Origin of the sequence: Lentzea jiangxiensis, from assembly GCF_900104175.1 — a bacterium.
GTDB lineage: Bacteria > Actinomycetota > Actinomycetes > Mycobacteriales > Pseudonocardiaceae > Lentzea > Lentzea jiangxiensis.
The window spans coordinates 43,169-57,214 of sequence record NZ_FNIX01000023.1; the positions used below are offsets into that span (position 1 = coordinate 43,169).

Below are 14,046 nucleotides of genomic sequence, written 5' to 3' on the forward strand. Positions count from 1 at the left end.
CGCACGCGTGAGGGTCTGCTGCACGAGTAGGTGACACTGTCACCTACTCGTGCAGCAGACCCATCCTCGACCCTGAGCGACTGCTCCGACGCGGTCGCTAGTCTGCTGGGCATCGTTGCGCCGACATGATCCCAGAGCGAAGTCGATATGCATGATCCTCTGGTCTTCAGCTCCAGTCGCCCGACGAGGGCGGCTGTGAAGTGGTGCGGTCAAATGGCCGGTTGCGTGAGCTGCCGCAGCGATGCGCTCAGTTCTGCAGCGGCTAGCCGCGTCGAGCCGAGCAGGTCTCGCCGCAGAGGTTCCGGGATTGCTCCGGTCCCCAGGCCGGAAGCAGTGAGCAGGTCCGTAAGTGCTGCGTACCGCCCTTCTGTGATCACAGCGTGGATGTCGTGGTGCCGCAGTACTTCCCGTGCGCCGTAGCCGTCCCCCGACTCGATGGCCTCGTCGGCTACCTGAGCGAGCACCCGGCTGGCGGCCTCGCGGTCGGCGATGTCGGCGAGCGTGGCCACACAGAGCCCAAGCTGCGCGCGGAAGAACGCGTAGCCGGATACTGGCTGGTGTTCGCCGAACCGCGTGATCATCGCGGCGACGTCACGCGGCGCTGGCGAGCTGTCCGGGTCGGTGCACATCACCTTCAAGCAGGAGGCGACCTGGATCTCCCACGGATGCTGAGGGGTGCTCTCCTCCAGCGCCGCTTGCGCTCCTGACAGGTTTCCGCGGACGAGGTGGGCCATGATCGCGGCTTGGCGGCCCTCCATGAGGTGCAGGCCAATTCCGCGGTGAGTCTGGGCGTGAGTGACCGCGTCGTCCCATCGCCCAGCTAGCGCCAAGGCGCGGACGCCGTCGCCTATCAGATGCAGCCATACCCATTCGTGCAGTTTCTTCCGCTCGTCGCTGTCTCCGGTGAGTTCGGTCAGCGGGAGGGTCCGCTCCTCGACGATCAGGTCGGTGCCGGAACGGACAGCGCGGAAGACCTCGGTGAGCAGCCGCAAAGCCTCGTCGCCATTATGGGCGCGGAGCTGCAGGCGGACGAGGTTGATGACGGGTTCGAGCATGTAGCGGGCGTGGAGCACGGTGAGTGGGCGGTCGAGGACGCGGTAGAGGTCGACGTGCTGCCAGCACAGCTCGCGGGCCAGATCCGGCAGGCCGCAGTCGCTGGCGATCAGTGCTGCCTTGTTCAGGGCGTGGGCGCCTTCGGTCAATCGGTCGGCGCTGTCGTGCCCGGCGGCGCGGGCGCTGTCGGCGACCTGCTGGACGCGCTCGGGCAGGGACGGGCAGGAGGGCCTCGGGCGGCCCAGCAGCGGGAAGCGGCGGACCACAGCTGCCAGAGTGGGCGAGTTCGGGGTGATGGTCATGTCAGCTCCGGGGAAGCAGGGCGGTGAGCGCCGCGTGGGCGAGGAGGCCCTGGCTGGTGGCTGAAAGTCCGAGCCGGTTCCAGTGGAAGATCACCACGTGGGTGAGGATGGCCCGTAGGCCTCGGTTCAGGCGACCGTTCGCGGCGTCGTGACCGAGCTGCTCTCCGGCGGCGCGCAGCCCGGCAAGCCAAGGTGCGGCGTGCGCGACCGGCCCGCCTGGCGTGAACAGCTCGCTGTCGGCTAGGTTGGGGATCGACAGGAGGACGCGCACGTTGTCGGCCAGCGGGCCGACGCGGGCCATGTCGGTGGCGGCAGGTGCCGGGCGCATCCGGGCGACGCGGTCGAACACGTCGCCGCACTCGAATGTGTCGAGCCCGGCGGCGCGCAGGAGCCCGCCCAGCAGCAAGACGGACAGTTCCCTGCGACCGAGCCCAGGGGTGTCCTGCCGCAGGTAGTCCAAGACGCCCGCGCTGTCGGCACAGAACAGGTCGTGGACGGTGTCCATGCCGGCTATGTCGCCGAAGGCGGCAGTCTCCGGCTCGTACACCGTCGTCCACCAGCGTTCGATGGCTCCTGTGCTGGTCAGCTCGTCGAGTGCGCGGCCGATGGCCGCGGTGTCCGCGTGAAACAGCCGCAGCCGCCAGCAGGGGTGTTTGCGTAGAAACCACCATCCGGCCACCGCGCCGACGGCGCGCAGGCGGTCCAGGGCCGGTCCGAGTGCTGTGGCTCCGACCGCCTCGGCCGTCGACCAGTCGGCGAACTGGACACGCACCTGGTACCAGGAGTCTTCGTTCCGCCGCTCCAGCGCCGCGAGTCCAGCAGCCTGGTAGGTGCGCACAGCGTCCTCGAAGTCGTTCCAATCCAGATCGTGCTGTGCTGCAACGGTTACAGGATCGCCACCAGCGAGAACCACCAGCACGGCGGCCGCGAGCTCGACGGGTGCCGGAGTCCGGCTGGCGGTGATCAGGTGATCAGCAGGCATGCGTCCCATCCCGTGTGAGGCGGCGTGCCACGCCGCGCGGTCTCAAGCGCCAGTTCCAGTCCGGCGTGTCCGGTTAGGAGCCCTGGCGCGCCCGCCTGGTTGTTGTTCTGGCCAACGTCAGGCGGTGCGTGTCGAATGAGCCGCTTGGTCAGCGCGGGGAGACGGTCGGCGAGGCCGGGGTCGTGAGCGTCGAGGGAGGCGCGGTAGACGGTTTGGTAGATCCCGGCGACGCCGTGGCACAAGCCCGGCTCGGTGATGCGGTTGAGCTGGGTATCGGTCAGGCTCGCGGCCAGTGCGGTCTCGGCGGCGTGCTGGCGTTGCGGCTCGTCTGTGGCCAGCGCGGCCAGTTGTAGCGCGCGGGCGATGCCGACCGTCCCGTAGCACCAGGAGGGTCGACCGGGACGGGTGCGGGCCAGACGGCCCGCACGCAGCTCGTCACGGGTGATCCACTGCGGCCACCATGGTCCGTCCGGTCCGTCCTGCCGCCACCGGTCGAACCACCGTGTCAGCTCGGCGATCGCCTCGCGTTGGCCGTCAACCATCCGACCATCCACAGTGGCCAGAGCGAGGAAGGACAGCAATCCGGCCGTGCCGTGGGCCATACCGAAGTTCGCGTGCCCACCGGGAGTGGGCATGATCTTGTCCGGATCGTGCGCTACCCACCAGCCCGGCAGCTCGGCGCCGTCCTCATGGCGCGGCCGGGTCACTAGCGTCACCACGTACCGCAAAATCCCTGCCAATTCATCGCTGCGAGAGTGATGGCGCAGCAGCAGGGCGCCGATGCCGGTGAGCCCATTGAATAGGTCGTACTCGGCGAAGGCAGCAGGTTGGCCGCGGTCAATCCGGGAGGCGGCGCTGACCAGACGCCGGCGGGTCAGCCGCAGCACGTGCTCGTCCATCGTCTGACTGGCCGCGCGAAGGCGGGGATGGCGGTCGGCGGCAGCCTGCAGCAAAAACGCGACGGCGGGCACCCCGTAGTACAGGCCGGTGTCGTCGTCGGCATCGACGTTGCCCGTGGCGACCTGGCGGAGGCGGGCCTGCGCGGTTGTCCAGTCGCCGCAACCGGTCCAGGCGCGCTCGACGGCCAGCAGCGCGGGTCCGACCGCACCTGTCGCCAGGGACTGGCGGGCCACCTCGTCGGCGTTCAGCGGCACCTTTTCGCCCGCTGGGGTCGGCTTCGTGCCGGGCGTCACCGGGCACCGGCCGTGGCGAGCAGGCGCAGCGCGACCGCGCGGCCCAGGCGTCCGGTCTCCCTTTCGAATGTTGGATCGACGCCGACGGCGCGGGCGTGGTGCTCGTGCAGCAGCGTGCGCAGCATCCCCGCCGGCTCTCGCCCCTGCTGGAGGAGGACATCGCGATAGGTGTTCAGCGCGCTGTCCCGGGCCTGCCAGGCGGCGGCGACCGTGTCACCGCCCGGTAGTGCGCGAACGCCGCGGTACTGCTGGCTGGGGTCCGCGACGGTGAGGGCGTGGTCGCGCAGCGTCCGGTCCAGCGGCCCGTGTTCCTGCCGCAGGCAGTCCAGCAACGTCCGGTACCCGGTCGCAGGGTCGGGCGCGAGGGACGCTGCCAGGTGCGCCATCGAGACGGCGGCCAGGGCCTGTGCGGGAATCCCGGATTCTTGTGCGGCGGTGAGCTGGGCGATGGCGTTCGTGGTGTCCGTGGCGAACACCCGCTCGGCCGCCGTCAGCGCGGGACCGTCACCGTAGCGGGCGGGATGCTGCGGAGACGGTGCGAGGGTGAGCTGTCCGGGAAATCCTCGGGAGTCCATGTCAGCCGCGAACCGTGCCAGATGGGCGGCGACGGCCCCGTAGTGCCGGGAGTCGTTGAGGCGCAGGAACACCGCGAGGTGTTGATCGGTCTCGGGCCGGAGCATGTCGCGGTGCCGCCGAACCCACCACGAACCGACCGGGCCGTTCGGGTCACATGGGTCGTGCAGTTCGGCGAGGAACCGGGGCAGGTGCGCGATGAGGATCTCGTCGAATCGCGCCGGGTTGCCCATCAGTTGCGCGTGCAGCACAGCGGAGTCGCCGGGCTGCAACGTCGGACCGGGTGCGGCGGTGGCGGGCAGGGGCCGTGCGGACGGGGTGATCGCGGTCATCGGGATCAACAGCTCCGCCGGTCGCCCGATCCAGCCTTGTCCGTCGGGTGGGCCGTCCTCGTGCAGTTCGACCCGTTCGGCTCGCCGCAAACGGGCGGACAGCAGGGCTTGGTCGAGCTTCTGGTCGAGGTCCAGTGGCAGCCGCAGCTCGCCGTGGACCAGCACCACCCGCGCCGGCACCCGCGAGCGCTGCCGCCACGCCTGCAGCGCCTCCTGCTCGTTGCGAGCTTCGGACCGGGCGGCGAGGTCGGCGGAGGTGAGGATCCAGCGGGCGGCGCAGAGCAGCGTGCGCCGGTAGCGGATGCGCGGCACGTAGGGCAGGACGCGGGCGGCGCCGAGGTCGAAGCCGCGGAACACTGCGCTGCGCGCGTCGGCGACTTCGGCCAGGAACCGGGCCAGCGGCGGGCTCTGCACAGCGGTGTCCAGCGCGTGCGGAATCCGGGGGATCACCCGGCGGCCGGTGGAGATCTGCACCAGGTAAATCTGTTCGGCGTCGGCGGTGATCGCCAGGTCGTCCACCCCGACGACGTTGAGGTCAGGGTGCGCCGGATCGGGGTGCTCGGACAGCGAGACGACGTCGCCGAGCAGCGGCGGCACACGCACCACGTTCTCGTTGTGGGGACGGCGCGGCGGGAAGGACAGCTGCACCGCCACCACGTTCGCGACCGCCGTATCCGGCCCGTCCTGGCCGGACGCTGGCTGTACGGGGCCCGCGGCATAGGTCGCGGCCAGCCTCGCCTGGTCGTCCTCGTCCAGCAGGTGGGCGAACCGTCCGGCCATGCTGGTGCAGGACCGTGGCGAGGCGGTGACCCGGAGGCCGAACTCACCGTGGTCGATCGCCTTAGTGGACGCGGCGTACACCTCGACGCCCAGCTCGACCCGTTGGGGCGCAACGACGTCGGTGTGCTCTCCTACTGTCAGAGCCTCGATGTCGATGTCGGTCAACTCGATCTCCGGCGTCCCAGTGATCGTGGCGTGCTGGATCAACGCCAGCAGGGCGGCGTCGCGGTCGGTGAGCACGCGCCACGCGGGCCGGGCGCGGGGCGCGCCGAGGAAGCCGGTGGGGTAGCCGAGGCCGGAGTCGGCGACCAGGTCGCGCACCGGTGCCAGCGCGCCGGGGCCGTAGCGGTCGCGGAACCGGGCGTGATAGTCCAGCCACGCGGCCGTTCCGAAGGGTTGCGTGGTGGTGCGCAGCAGCACGGAGGCGGCACGGGCTGCCTCGTCGAGCACCCGCTCAGGAACGGCGATCGTCGCGTCAATACGCACGTCGGTGGCCAGCGGGTGGCTGACTGCGGGGACAAGAGCGTTCATCCGGGCGGCGACCGCCGCCCGGATCTCCCTGGCCTGGCCAGAATCGGCGATGTCGTTGTGCCGGGCTAGGTCGGTGGCGATCGCGTCGAGTTCACGCAGTTCGGAGGCGACATCGTCCAGGGTGTCCGCTCCAACCGCGCGTAGGACGCCGAGCAGGTGGGACAAGCCGTCGCTGCTGGTCATCGACGGCCGCAGGCTCGTGATCAGCACACCGGCGTCGATCAGGCCGTGCAGCAGCGCCTCGATTTTGACCGGGGGCGCCGACGAGCACGCGGCGGTTAGCTGGTCGGCCAGCGTGTCAAAGCGGATCGGCGAACCGGCCGTGTCCAGAACGAACCGCACAGGACGGGTGAGCCGCACCGAGGACTCCCTCAGCGGTCCGGGAGCAGCGGCGCCGACCTCGGCCCGCCGATGGACGATCACGCGCCCATCGCGCAGAAACCTCGCGTCGTCGACCACGACCGTCAGCCTCGAGCGCAGTCTGCGGTGTCGTTCGAGCCGGTCGATCACTGTGGCGAGCCACTCGCCGTCCACCCGCGTCGCGGCTCGGTGCCGGTTGCCCACCTCGGCCCTTGCGGGGCCGAGGTGGGCAACCCCGACTCCGGCGAAGTCGCCGAACGGGGTGGCCCGGCGCTGCCAGCGCAGCACGTAGGAGGCGACGGACAGCACGGCACGGCGAAGTTCCTTGGCGGTGTGCCCTGTGGAGCCGTCGCTCAGGATCTGGTCGAGACGGGCACCGAGAACGGGGCTGGCCAGTGTTAGCGCGCTGCGCACCTCCGGGCGCGCCCACACTTTCGCCAGCCACGCGCGGCCTTCCTGCTCGACAGCGGCGGGGTCGTCCAGACGCAGATGCACCGGTGGGTCGAGATCACCGGGGTCGGTGGTCACGCGGGCCAGGACGAGGCCTGTGTGCTGGTAGCGCGGTGACATGGTCATGGCGTTCGACTCTCCTCACCCAGTGGCCGGGGAAGCGTCTGCCGCCGGTGCGTGCAGACAGGCGGGGCACCGGCGGCAGACGGGGTTGGATCAGAACGGGTCGTTGGAGCCCGAGGCGCACGCGCTGGTGTTGCAGGTGTCGCCGCACCCGTCGCTCGTGTCGCACGACATGATCACGAGCCTGGTGGTGGACTCCACCACGCGCATGTCCAGTTCGAACTCCCCATCATCAAAGATTTCCGGGCTCTCCAGGGCCTCGGCGACGGGGGCCAGTGCTGCCGACATTCGTGTTCACTCCTCGTTCTCCGGGTTATTGCAGGGCACCCTGGTCGCCGGCGTCGTTCGCCGCGGACGGCCAGGAGATCGTGGCGATGCCGTGCGTCTTGGGCATCACGGCCGTGTTCTCGCCGAACTCGGGGAGCTGGGAGCCGGTCGGCCAGTAGGCGAACGTGGGCTCGGTGGCGCGGCCGTGGCGGTCCCATGCCTGGATCTGTTCGACCATCGCGGTCGCGGCGTCCTCACCGTGCGTTCCGTAGGCCTGGGCGCCGAACTCGACCGCGCCGCCTTCGGGAACGCGGCGGATAGCCAGGTAGGCGAACGAATCGCCGTGGACGGCGGCGAAGGGGAACCAGTCCTTGCGTTCGGCGGCCATGTCGGTGCCCTCGTCCGCGGCCACCTTGCAAAAGCCGGGCAGGAACGCGGCGAACCACAGGTGCAGGTCGGCGAAGGACACGCCGAGGTTGATCGTGACGCCAGACCACACCGCTGCGCGGTCGGTCGCCAGCGCTCCGTCCAGCAGGCTCATTTCCTGCGGCACGTCTCCGTCGAAGCGCAGCTTGACCTGGTTGCCGTTGCGATCGGGCAGCAGAAAGACCCGTTCGTCGCGGGCGCCCTCGCCCTGCATCGGGACGAACCCGGCCACCTCGGCCGAGGTGCTCACCAGGTGGTCGTCCTCGCGGAGGAAGGCGATGACACGGGTGATCCCGTTCATCCGCAACGGAACGACGATCCTGCCGCCCTCGGCCAGATGCTTCAGCCAGGCCGGTGCGAGGTCCCAGGCGCCGACCGTCACCAGGATCGCGTGGAACGGTTCGAACGGTTCATGCAACCCCGGCAGCGGGTTCTCGGCATCGGCCTGCACCACGGTTACCCGGTCACCGTAGCCGGTCGCGTCCAGCAGTTCACGAGCGCGATCGGTCACCTCCGGATCGATGTCCACACTGACCACCCAGCCACTCGGGCCGACGACCTCGGCCAGCAGCGCGGCGTTGAAGCCGCCGGATCCGATCTCCAGCACGCACATGCCCTCGCCGATCTCGGCCTGTTCGATCATCCGGGCCTGGATGTAGGCCGCGCTGGTGGAGGAGATGATCACACCGTCTGAGGCGTGCTTGATCGCGACCGAGTTGTCGACGCTGTAGGTGACGTCCAGCGGCGTTCCCTCGGCGACGAACAAGTGCCGGGGCACCGTACGGAAGGCTCGCTCGACCTCCGGTGAGATGATCTTTTTCTTGTCGATGAGCGTGTCCACCAGGGCATTGCGGAACTCTGCCGCGGTGGCGTCGTCGTATCGGAGAGTGTTCACCTGATTACTCTTTCAGAGGCGTCTTGTTTGGTTGCGGGCCTGTTGACGGTCATTGGATTAGGGGCGTGTCAGGGGTGAGGTCGGTCATCGCGGTCCACCCGTACCGGTGAACCAGTAGCTCTGATCGACCCGCACGACGTTGGTCGCGGTGGCCAGTTCCTCAGTGTCGGCGTCGGCCTCTGGAGCCGGGGCTGGTGTGATGGCCGCGAGCGTCTCCGGGATGACGACGGGCATCTTGACGGTGTTGAAGATGTCTCCAGGCCAGTCCGATGTGAAGCCGTCCTTGCTCCAATCCAGCGTCAGCGGATGTCTGTCGAAGACGACGTCCTGCCTGCAGCAGTTCGGCGCCGTTGTGCCCCACTTGTTGCCCTGCGGTAGGTGTGCTGGCCGGCCACTGCCCTACCGCCAGCGGCTGCTGTCATCCACCATCGAACCCACCGCACGCAGACAGTCGTCGCAGAAGCTGCCGTTCGGAGACTTGCCCGCCTTCTCGATGTCGAGCACCCGGCCGCACTCGGTATCCACCGTGCCGTCGCCGGGACCGCTGCTGTCGCCAATTGCGTGTGTCAGGTTGTCCAGCGGCGAGGTCCACCAGACGTGGCCGCTCACAAATTCTCCTGGTGCGCAGCGCCGCGAAGGCGAGCCTGCCCGCCGTAGGTAGGAAGGCTCGTTGCGCGGATCGACGCGGAGAGTCGGTCACGAGCGGCCAGCCAAGACGGATCTGTGGCGAGCGCTTCGAGTGCCCCGTTGCCATCGGGCGATCGAGAGGAATCGGCGTTGGGCAAGGACATGGTCGGCGTCTCCGTTCAGGTATGGAGCGACCCGCATCCTGAGGAAGAGGTGTGCAGATCACAGCTCGTAGGGCTCTGTACGGGCAGGGCCGACCAGAGCAGCAGGGTGTCGGCGTCGAGGGCGGCGTGAGATGCGGTAGACGCGGCGTCACGACCGGAGTGCCGGAGCTGAACAGGCCGTGAACCCGCAACATGCGAACGGGAGGTAACTGCGGTCCAGCGCCCACGTGAGGTTGACTGCTGCGCCCCTCATCGTCACGGACCCAGCGGCGGTTGAGCGCGATCACCTCGTGGCCTGCCTCCAATGGCGCGTCAACGAGGTGGAAGGCGATGAACCCGGCGGCCCCGGTCACCACAACGCAGAACCCAACGGGATTGTGGTGTTGCTGTTCAACTGCCCTCCTGGGCGGAATCGGAATCGGAATCAGGCGTCGATAGGAAGCGGGGCGGAGGTGCATGGGCCCCTTCCAGGGATGGCTCATGCACCTCCGCGCTCTAGGAGGCCGCCACGTTCGCGCCCGTGTCGTGACTGGCGACGGTGGCGCACCGACCGGCGTGGTCGGCAGAGATCAGATGATCGTGGGCGACGACCCAGACCGAGCATGGGAAGAGGCGACCGCGACGCCACCCGGAGCACTGGGGGCACCGGCCCCGCTCATTGGGTTCGTGCAGGGCGAGCAGGGCCCGCCACGCACTCGCGAGACGGGCCAGCTCGGTCTCCGCCAGGGCCGCGAGCGACGCCGCGTCCCCATTGGCGACGAGCAGCTCCAGATAGTCGAGCCGCTCGTAGACAACGCTGCGCAGGGTGCCGGCCAGGACCTCATCCATCGGCCTCTCCTCATCCCATCGGCGTTGTCGCATCAGTGCGATTCGGCGGCGGCCGGCGGCCACAGGCGCTGATGCAGGTCCAGCGGCACGAACGGGCCGATAGCGACTCCACCGTCCTGAACCTCGCGGGCCGCTGCGTCAAACCGTGTACAGGGCCAGGACGGCGTTGGGCACAGCGGGCACACCGTCGGGCGGTCCTCTGGCGGAAGGTTCGCGGCCAGCGTGTTGATCGCGTCTACCAGTCGGCCGACAGGGCTTTCCGCGGGCACGACGACCGCGACGATGTTCCGCAACTCGTCCACGATTAAGCGGCGACCACAGGACCGGTCATGAAGCCGACGCGGGGAAGCCGTCGACGTCCGTTGTGCAGGTCGGCGACGAGGTCGTCGTAGCCGATGGATAGTTCGCTGACGCGGTGCAGCGCTTCCCGCACCTGCGTTTTCCCGGCCAGCGCGGTCGCGATGTCGAGCAGATGCCACTGTGTCCAGGCAGCTACAAGGCGACTCACCAGCTGACCGAACGTCTCGGTGTGCACCACTGCCGTACGGGTGTCGGTGATCGCGATCGCCGCCCAAATGTTGATCCTGTCGACCAGCACCGTGCACGCTGCGTCAGCGGCGTTGACCAGCCGGGTGGCCGCAGCCACCAGACGGTCATCGGCGAACGGGTCACACGCGCTCCGGTGCGCCTCCGCACGCAGCTGATGCTGCCCAGCGAGAGACGCGACCGCCGCGAGCACCGGGTGAGTGTGCGCGCCGTTCGATGCCAATACGCAGGCACGGGTCACTGCGGTCGAGCACGGGATGCCGAGCACTACCGAGGGTGTGTCGCCGCCGTCGATCTCACCGAGCTGATCATCCTGTAGGGCGATCATCGGAACATTCATGCTGGTCATCGCCGCTTCCTCCACTACTGTGAGAGCCACGTCTCGTCGCCATGTGTAGGCAACAGGTCACGGAGCGCGGTGAACACGGCGGCAATGCCGCAGGATTGCCGCATTTAGGCCGCACTGGCCCGCTTGAGCAGCGGTGATTCGACGTCGGGCGAGGCCGGGTCGCAGGGGAGGCGCAGTGAATGCAGCAAAGCGGCGGGGGTTTGCGCTACGCCGCAGGAATAGAGGCTTCACCCAGGAACGCCTGGCAGCGGCGCTGGAGATCGACCGCACCACCGTGCAGCGCTGGGAATCCGGCGAATGCGCGCCGCAGCCATGGATGCTGCCACGCCTGGCGAAGATCCTGCAGGTCACCACTACCGAACTCGACGATCTGCTCACCGAGCCCACCATCATCGCTGCGGAACTGGATAACGTAGAGACCGCAAACCCACTAGAGGGCGGTGATGAGGTGCTGCGACGCGAGCTCCTGGCAGGAGTACTCGGAGTAGCTGGTTATGCCCTGCTCGGCAAGCCTGAGGCTCAAGCTGGTACTGAGCCTATGACGGTCGCGCAGCTTCGGATCTTGGTGGACCGAGCGCAGTCCGATTACCTAGCCTGCCGCTACCAGGAACTGTCTCGCGGTTTGCCAGGGCTCATCCGCACAGCGCAGATCACCCGCGATGCCATCGACGCCGACCAGCGCCTGCAAGCCGAAGCCCTGCTGGCCACCACCTACCGGCACGCCACCTGGCTCGCACTGCGATTGGGTGAGGACGGCCTGGCTTGCGGTCTGTCCGAACAGGCGATGGCAGCCGCCCGCAAGTCCGGCGATCTGCTCGTCGAATCGGAAGTCGCACAGATGGGCGCCGTCGTCCTACGCCGGTTCGAGCAATGCGGACAGGCTCAACAGCTCGTCGTCGACACAGCGGACAAGATCGATATCGACACCCGGATCGGCGACGGCCCCAACGCCGCCGCCTACGCGATGCTGCTGGAGACCGGCGCCTACACCGCGGCCATCGCTGGCAACCGCGGTACCGCACTGGACCTGCACGCCGAAGCCGTGCAGGCGGCACGGTCACGCACGCCAGCACAACCCGGACTCGCCGTCACACCGTCCGGAGTGGACGCCAACTACCTCGGGCTCTACGGCATCAGTGTGCATCGCAAGCTCGGCGACTATGGCACTGCCATTAACGCGGCCCGAGCGATCCACCCCAGCACGATCACCGTTCTGGAACGTCGAGTCCGTTACTGGGAAGACGTTGCGCTGACCTTCGGAGCTTGGGGCAAACGGAAAGAGGCGTTCCACGCCCTGCTCGCCGCCGAACGTCTCGCACCACAGGAGGTACGGCTGCGCCCATGGGCCCACCGACTGACGAGGCAACTGCGCTCCTCAGGACCAGCCTTGCCAGGGCTCAAGGAGTTCGCGACGCGGTCACGGATCGCCTGAAATCGGACGAGGAGAACTACGTGCAGGACGACCGCGGCCGCATCTTCCGCGAAGCCTGGATCGCAGGCATCGTCAAGTACTTCCCGGGCACGCCCAAGGACAGCTACATCACACCGTGGGACGAGACGCCCGAGTGGGAGAAGGCCTGCGCCACCGCCGTCTACGACCAGGTCGTTTCGTTCATCGCCGCCGGCGATAACACCGCGAAGCTGACCCGCGTCCAGAAGGGACAGTTCGTCGCCGTGTGCTGGCGTGAGCAGATCCGCGCTCACGTCGCCGAGCCGAAGCCCTCCCACGTCCCCGCCTGGGATGACATGCCCGACTGGTGGCAGCAGACAGACAGCGACATCTTCGAGCGTATCGAGCAGAGTATGAACGCTCGGCTTTGACCACGTCAGCAAAGCTGCGGTGAGGCTAGGACACGTACACGCCATGCCGTTCGTCCAGAAGCGCCCGCAACTGCAGGTGCGGCGGACGAGACCAGAGATCACCGCCCCGCTGTCAACGATCAGGTGTCGTGCTCGCCCGACGCCGCGGTTGACACGGTGGAGGAGGCGGCGCGGCGGAAGCAGCGGTGACCGTCGCTCAGCTGTCCGCGCGAGGGCGCGCAGCGGCCGACGATCCGGACGCGCCGCTCCGTCACGCGGACCTCGCCGCCGTGGTCGGCGCCCGGGGCAAGATCGTCACGATGCTGGGCGTACCGCCGCGCGCGACGTGGGAACGACTTCCTGGTGTCACTGGTATCGACGTACAGCGCTGGTCCGCGATGCCCGCTCCGGTCGACGGTCATGGTCTACTCGCTGATGTTTCTGGCCCACACGACCGACCCGGTGGGCTAGCTGCCTCGCTTGGGGCCGGTCGACCTAGACGAGTAATGCGTAAGTCGAGGCGGTAGCAGAGGACAGACGAAGGGTGTCCAAGATCAGTTTGTGACGACCGATCTGAACACCCTTCTCACCGCACTCTACGTCAAGATCGACGACCGGCTCGCGGGCAGGACCCGCATTGGAAGGCCACCGAAACCCACCGACGCCGAGCTAATCACCCTGGCCGTGGCCCAAGCGCTGCTGCGGTTCACCTCCGAGGCCAGGTGGTTGCGGTTCCTGCCCGCCCGAATGCCCGGCGCGTTTCGGTACCTGCCCGGCCAGTCCGGCTACAACCGCCGCCTGCGCGCCGCGTTACCCCTGGTCAAGCAGGTCATGCGCTGGCTGGCGACCGACACCGACCTGTGGACCGACGACACCTGGGATCGTCGACTCCACCCCGGTCGAATGCGGCCGCTCCCGGCCGACCGTGAAACGCTCGGAACTGGCCGGCTGGGCGAAATACGGCTACTGCCGCTCACACTCCCGCTGGTTCTGGGGCCTGCGCCTGCACCTGGTCTGCACCCCGGGCCGGGCTGCCCATCACCTGGGCACTGGGCGACCCGAAAATCGACGAGCGACAAGTGCTCATGGCGATCTGCGACCACGAACCTCACCTGCTCGCCGACCGCCCCGGACTGCTGATCATCGCCGATAAAGGCTACGTCTCCCGCGAACTCGACCACTACCTCGCCGCACGCGCAGTCCGGCTGATCCGGCCGTCCTACCGCAACCGGACCCCGCATCCCGGCGAGCCACTGCTCAAGTCCATCCGCCAACTCATCGAGTCAGTCAACGACGCGCTCAAAGGACAGCTCGACCTCGAACAACACGGCGGACGCACCATCGAAGGCGTCGGAGTCCTTATCGCCCAACGACTTCTGGCCCTCACAGCCGCAATCTGGCACAACCGCACTACCGGCCAACCCGTCACCCGGTCTCTGACCGCCTACGACCACTGACCGACTTA

At 68.3% G+C, this 14,046-nt stretch carries 14 protein-coding genes and 2 pseudogenes; 3 read left to right on the top strand and 13 right to left on the bottom strand.

Annotated features, from left to right (window positions below; all coding sequences use genetic code 11):
- Window positions 1–209: 209 nt before the first annotated feature.
- The 12 genes and pseudogenes from BLQ91_RS35090 to BLQ91_RS35130 form a co-directional block, all read right to left on the bottom strand.
- Window positions 210–1,355: a hypothetical protein gene (locus BLQ91_RS35090; RefSeq protein ID WP_090104123.1), complete on the bottom strand. Its 1,146-nt coding sequence runs from the start codon at window positions 1,353–1,355 to the stop codon at window positions 210–212.
- A 1-nt stretch (window position 1,356) separates the two neighbouring features.
- A complete protein-coding gene (locus tag BLQ91_RS35095) occupies window positions 1,357–2,337 on the bottom strand; it encodes a thiopeptide-type bacteriocin biosynthesis protein (RefSeq protein WP_090104125.1) in 981 nt (326 codons plus the stop codon).
- Window positions 2,319–3,530: a lanthionine synthetase C family protein gene (locus BLQ91_RS35100; RefSeq protein ID WP_218130519.1), complete on the bottom strand. Its 1,212-nt coding sequence runs from the start codon at window positions 3,528–3,530 to the stop codon at window positions 2,319–2,321. Before BLQ91_RS35100 ends, BLQ91_RS35095 begins: the two co-directional genes overlap by 19 nt.
- The gene (locus BLQ91_RS35105) at window positions 3,527–6,682 is read right to left on the bottom strand and encodes a lantibiotic dehydratase (RefSeq protein WP_090104127.1); all 3,156 of its coding nucleotides are present in this window, start codon (window positions 6,680–6,682) and stop codon (window positions 3,527–3,529) included. The genes BLQ91_RS35100 and BLQ91_RS35105 overlap by 4 nt, the downstream gene beginning before the upstream one ends.
- A 90-nt stretch (window positions 6,683–6,772) precedes the next feature.
- Complete coding sequence (locus BLQ91_RS35110; RefSeq protein ID WP_090104129.1) at window positions 6,773–6,967, bottom strand: FxLD family lanthipeptide; 195 nt, start codon at window positions 6,965–6,967, stop codon at window positions 6,773–6,775.
- 25 nt (window positions 6,968–6,992) lie between these two features.
- Window positions 6,993–8,267: a methyltransferase, FxLD system gene (fxlM, locus tag BLQ91_RS35115; RefSeq protein ID WP_090104131.1), complete on the bottom strand. Its 1,275-nt coding sequence runs from the start codon at window positions 8,265–8,267 to the stop codon at window positions 6,993–6,995.
- 84 nt (window positions 8,268–8,351) lie between these two features.
- Window positions 8,352–8,501, bottom strand: a complete 150-nt coding sequence (locus tag BLQ91_RS41825; protein WP_176960121.1) for a hypothetical protein — start codon at window positions 8,499–8,501, stop codon at window positions 8,352–8,354.
- Between the two features lie 165 nt (window positions 8,502–8,666).
- Window positions 8,667–8,876: a hypothetical protein gene (locus BLQ91_RS35120; RefSeq protein WP_090104133.1), complete on the bottom strand. Its 210-nt coding sequence runs from the start codon at window positions 8,874–8,876 to the stop codon at window positions 8,667–8,669.
- A gap of 451 nt (window positions 8,877–9,327) precedes the next feature.
- A pseudogene (locus tag BLQ91_RS43910) lies at window positions 9,328–9,540 on the bottom strand (NAD-dependent epimerase/dehydratase family protein); the annotation flags it as partial.
- A 13-nt stretch (window positions 9,541–9,553) separates the two neighbouring features.
- Entirely contained in the window at window positions 9,554–9,886 is a 333-nt protein-coding gene (locus BLQ91_RS35125) for a hypothetical protein (protein WP_090104135.1), read from the bottom strand.
- 32 nt (window positions 9,887–9,918) lie between these two features.
- Complete coding sequence (locus tag BLQ91_RS40740; RefSeq protein ID WP_143022982.1) at window positions 9,919–10,188, bottom strand: hypothetical protein; 270 nt, start codon at window positions 10,186–10,188, stop codon at window positions 9,919–9,921.
- 2 nt (window positions 10,189–10,190) lie between these two features.
- Window positions 10,191–10,781, bottom strand: coding sequence for a DUF4254 domain-containing protein (locus BLQ91_RS35130; protein WP_143022983.1), 591 nt, complete (start codon window positions 10,779–10,781; stop codon window positions 10,191–10,193).
- 175 nt (window positions 10,782–10,956) lie between these two features.
- Between BLQ91_RS35130 and BLQ91_RS35135 the strand changes: the two genes are divergently transcribed.
- Together BLQ91_RS35135 and BLQ91_RS35140 are read left to right on the top strand one after the other, a co-directional pair.
- Window positions 10,957–12,213 (top strand): helix-turn-helix domain-containing protein, encoded by a 1,257-nt coding sequence (locus BLQ91_RS35135; protein ID WP_176960122.1) that lies wholly within the window; start codon window positions 10,957–10,959, stop codon window positions 12,211–12,213.
- Window positions 12,214–12,233: 20 nt separating this feature from the next.
- The gene (locus BLQ91_RS35140) at window positions 12,234–12,602 is read left to right on the top strand and encodes a hypothetical protein (protein WP_090104140.1); all 369 of its coding nucleotides are present in this window, start codon (window positions 12,234–12,236) and stop codon (window positions 12,600–12,602) included.
- A gap of 119 nt (window positions 12,603–12,721) precedes the next feature.
- Here the strand turns inward: BLQ91_RS35140 and BLQ91_RS40745 are convergent, their stop codons facing one another.
- Entirely contained in the window at window positions 12,722–13,003 is a 282-nt protein-coding gene (locus BLQ91_RS40745; RefSeq protein ID WP_143022984.1) for a hypothetical protein, read from the bottom strand.
- A 139-nt stretch (window positions 13,004–13,142) separates the two neighbouring features.
- Between BLQ91_RS40745 and BLQ91_RS35145 the strand changes: the two are divergent.
- Window positions 13,143–14,038, top strand: a pseudogene (locus tag BLQ91_RS35145) (IS982 family transposase).
- Window positions 14,039–14,046: the final 8 nt, after the last annotated feature.

What these genes read in the sequence shown, in the direction of transcription:
- BLQ91_RS35090 (WP_090104123.1), bottom strand. Translation starts at nt 1,355, where the DNA reads ATGACCATCACCCCGAACTCGCCCACTCTGGCAGCTGTGGTCCGCCGC.
- BLQ91_RS35095 (WP_090104125.1), bottom strand. Translation starts at nt 2,337, where the DNA reads ATGCCTGCTGATCACCTGATCACCGCCAGCCGGACTCCGGCACCCGTC.
- BLQ91_RS35105 (WP_090104127.1), bottom strand. Translation starts at nt 6,682, where the DNA reads ATGACCATGTCACCGCGCTACCAGCACACAGGCCTCGTCCTGGCCCGC.
- BLQ91_RS35110 (WP_090104129.1), bottom strand. Translation starts at nt 6,967, where the DNA reads ATGTCGGCAGCACTGGCCCCCGTCGCCGAGGCCCTGGAGAGCCCGGAA.
- BLQ91_RS41825 (WP_176960121.1), bottom strand. Translation starts at nt 8,501, where the DNA reads ATGCCCGTCGTCATCCCGGAGACGCTCGCGGCCATCACACCAGCCCCG.
- BLQ91_RS35125 (WP_090104135.1), bottom strand. Translation starts at nt 9,886, where the DNA reads ATGGATGAGGTCCTGGCCGGCACCCTGCGCAGCGTTGTCTACGAGCGG.
- BLQ91_RS35130 (WP_143022983.1), bottom strand. Translation starts at nt 10,781, where the DNA reads ATGACCAGCATGAATGTTCCGATGATCGCCCTACAGGATGATCAGCTC.
- BLQ91_RS40745 (WP_143022984.1), bottom strand. Translation starts at nt 13,003, where the DNA reads ATGACCGTCGACCGGAGCGGGCATCGCGGACCAGCGCTGTACGTCGAT.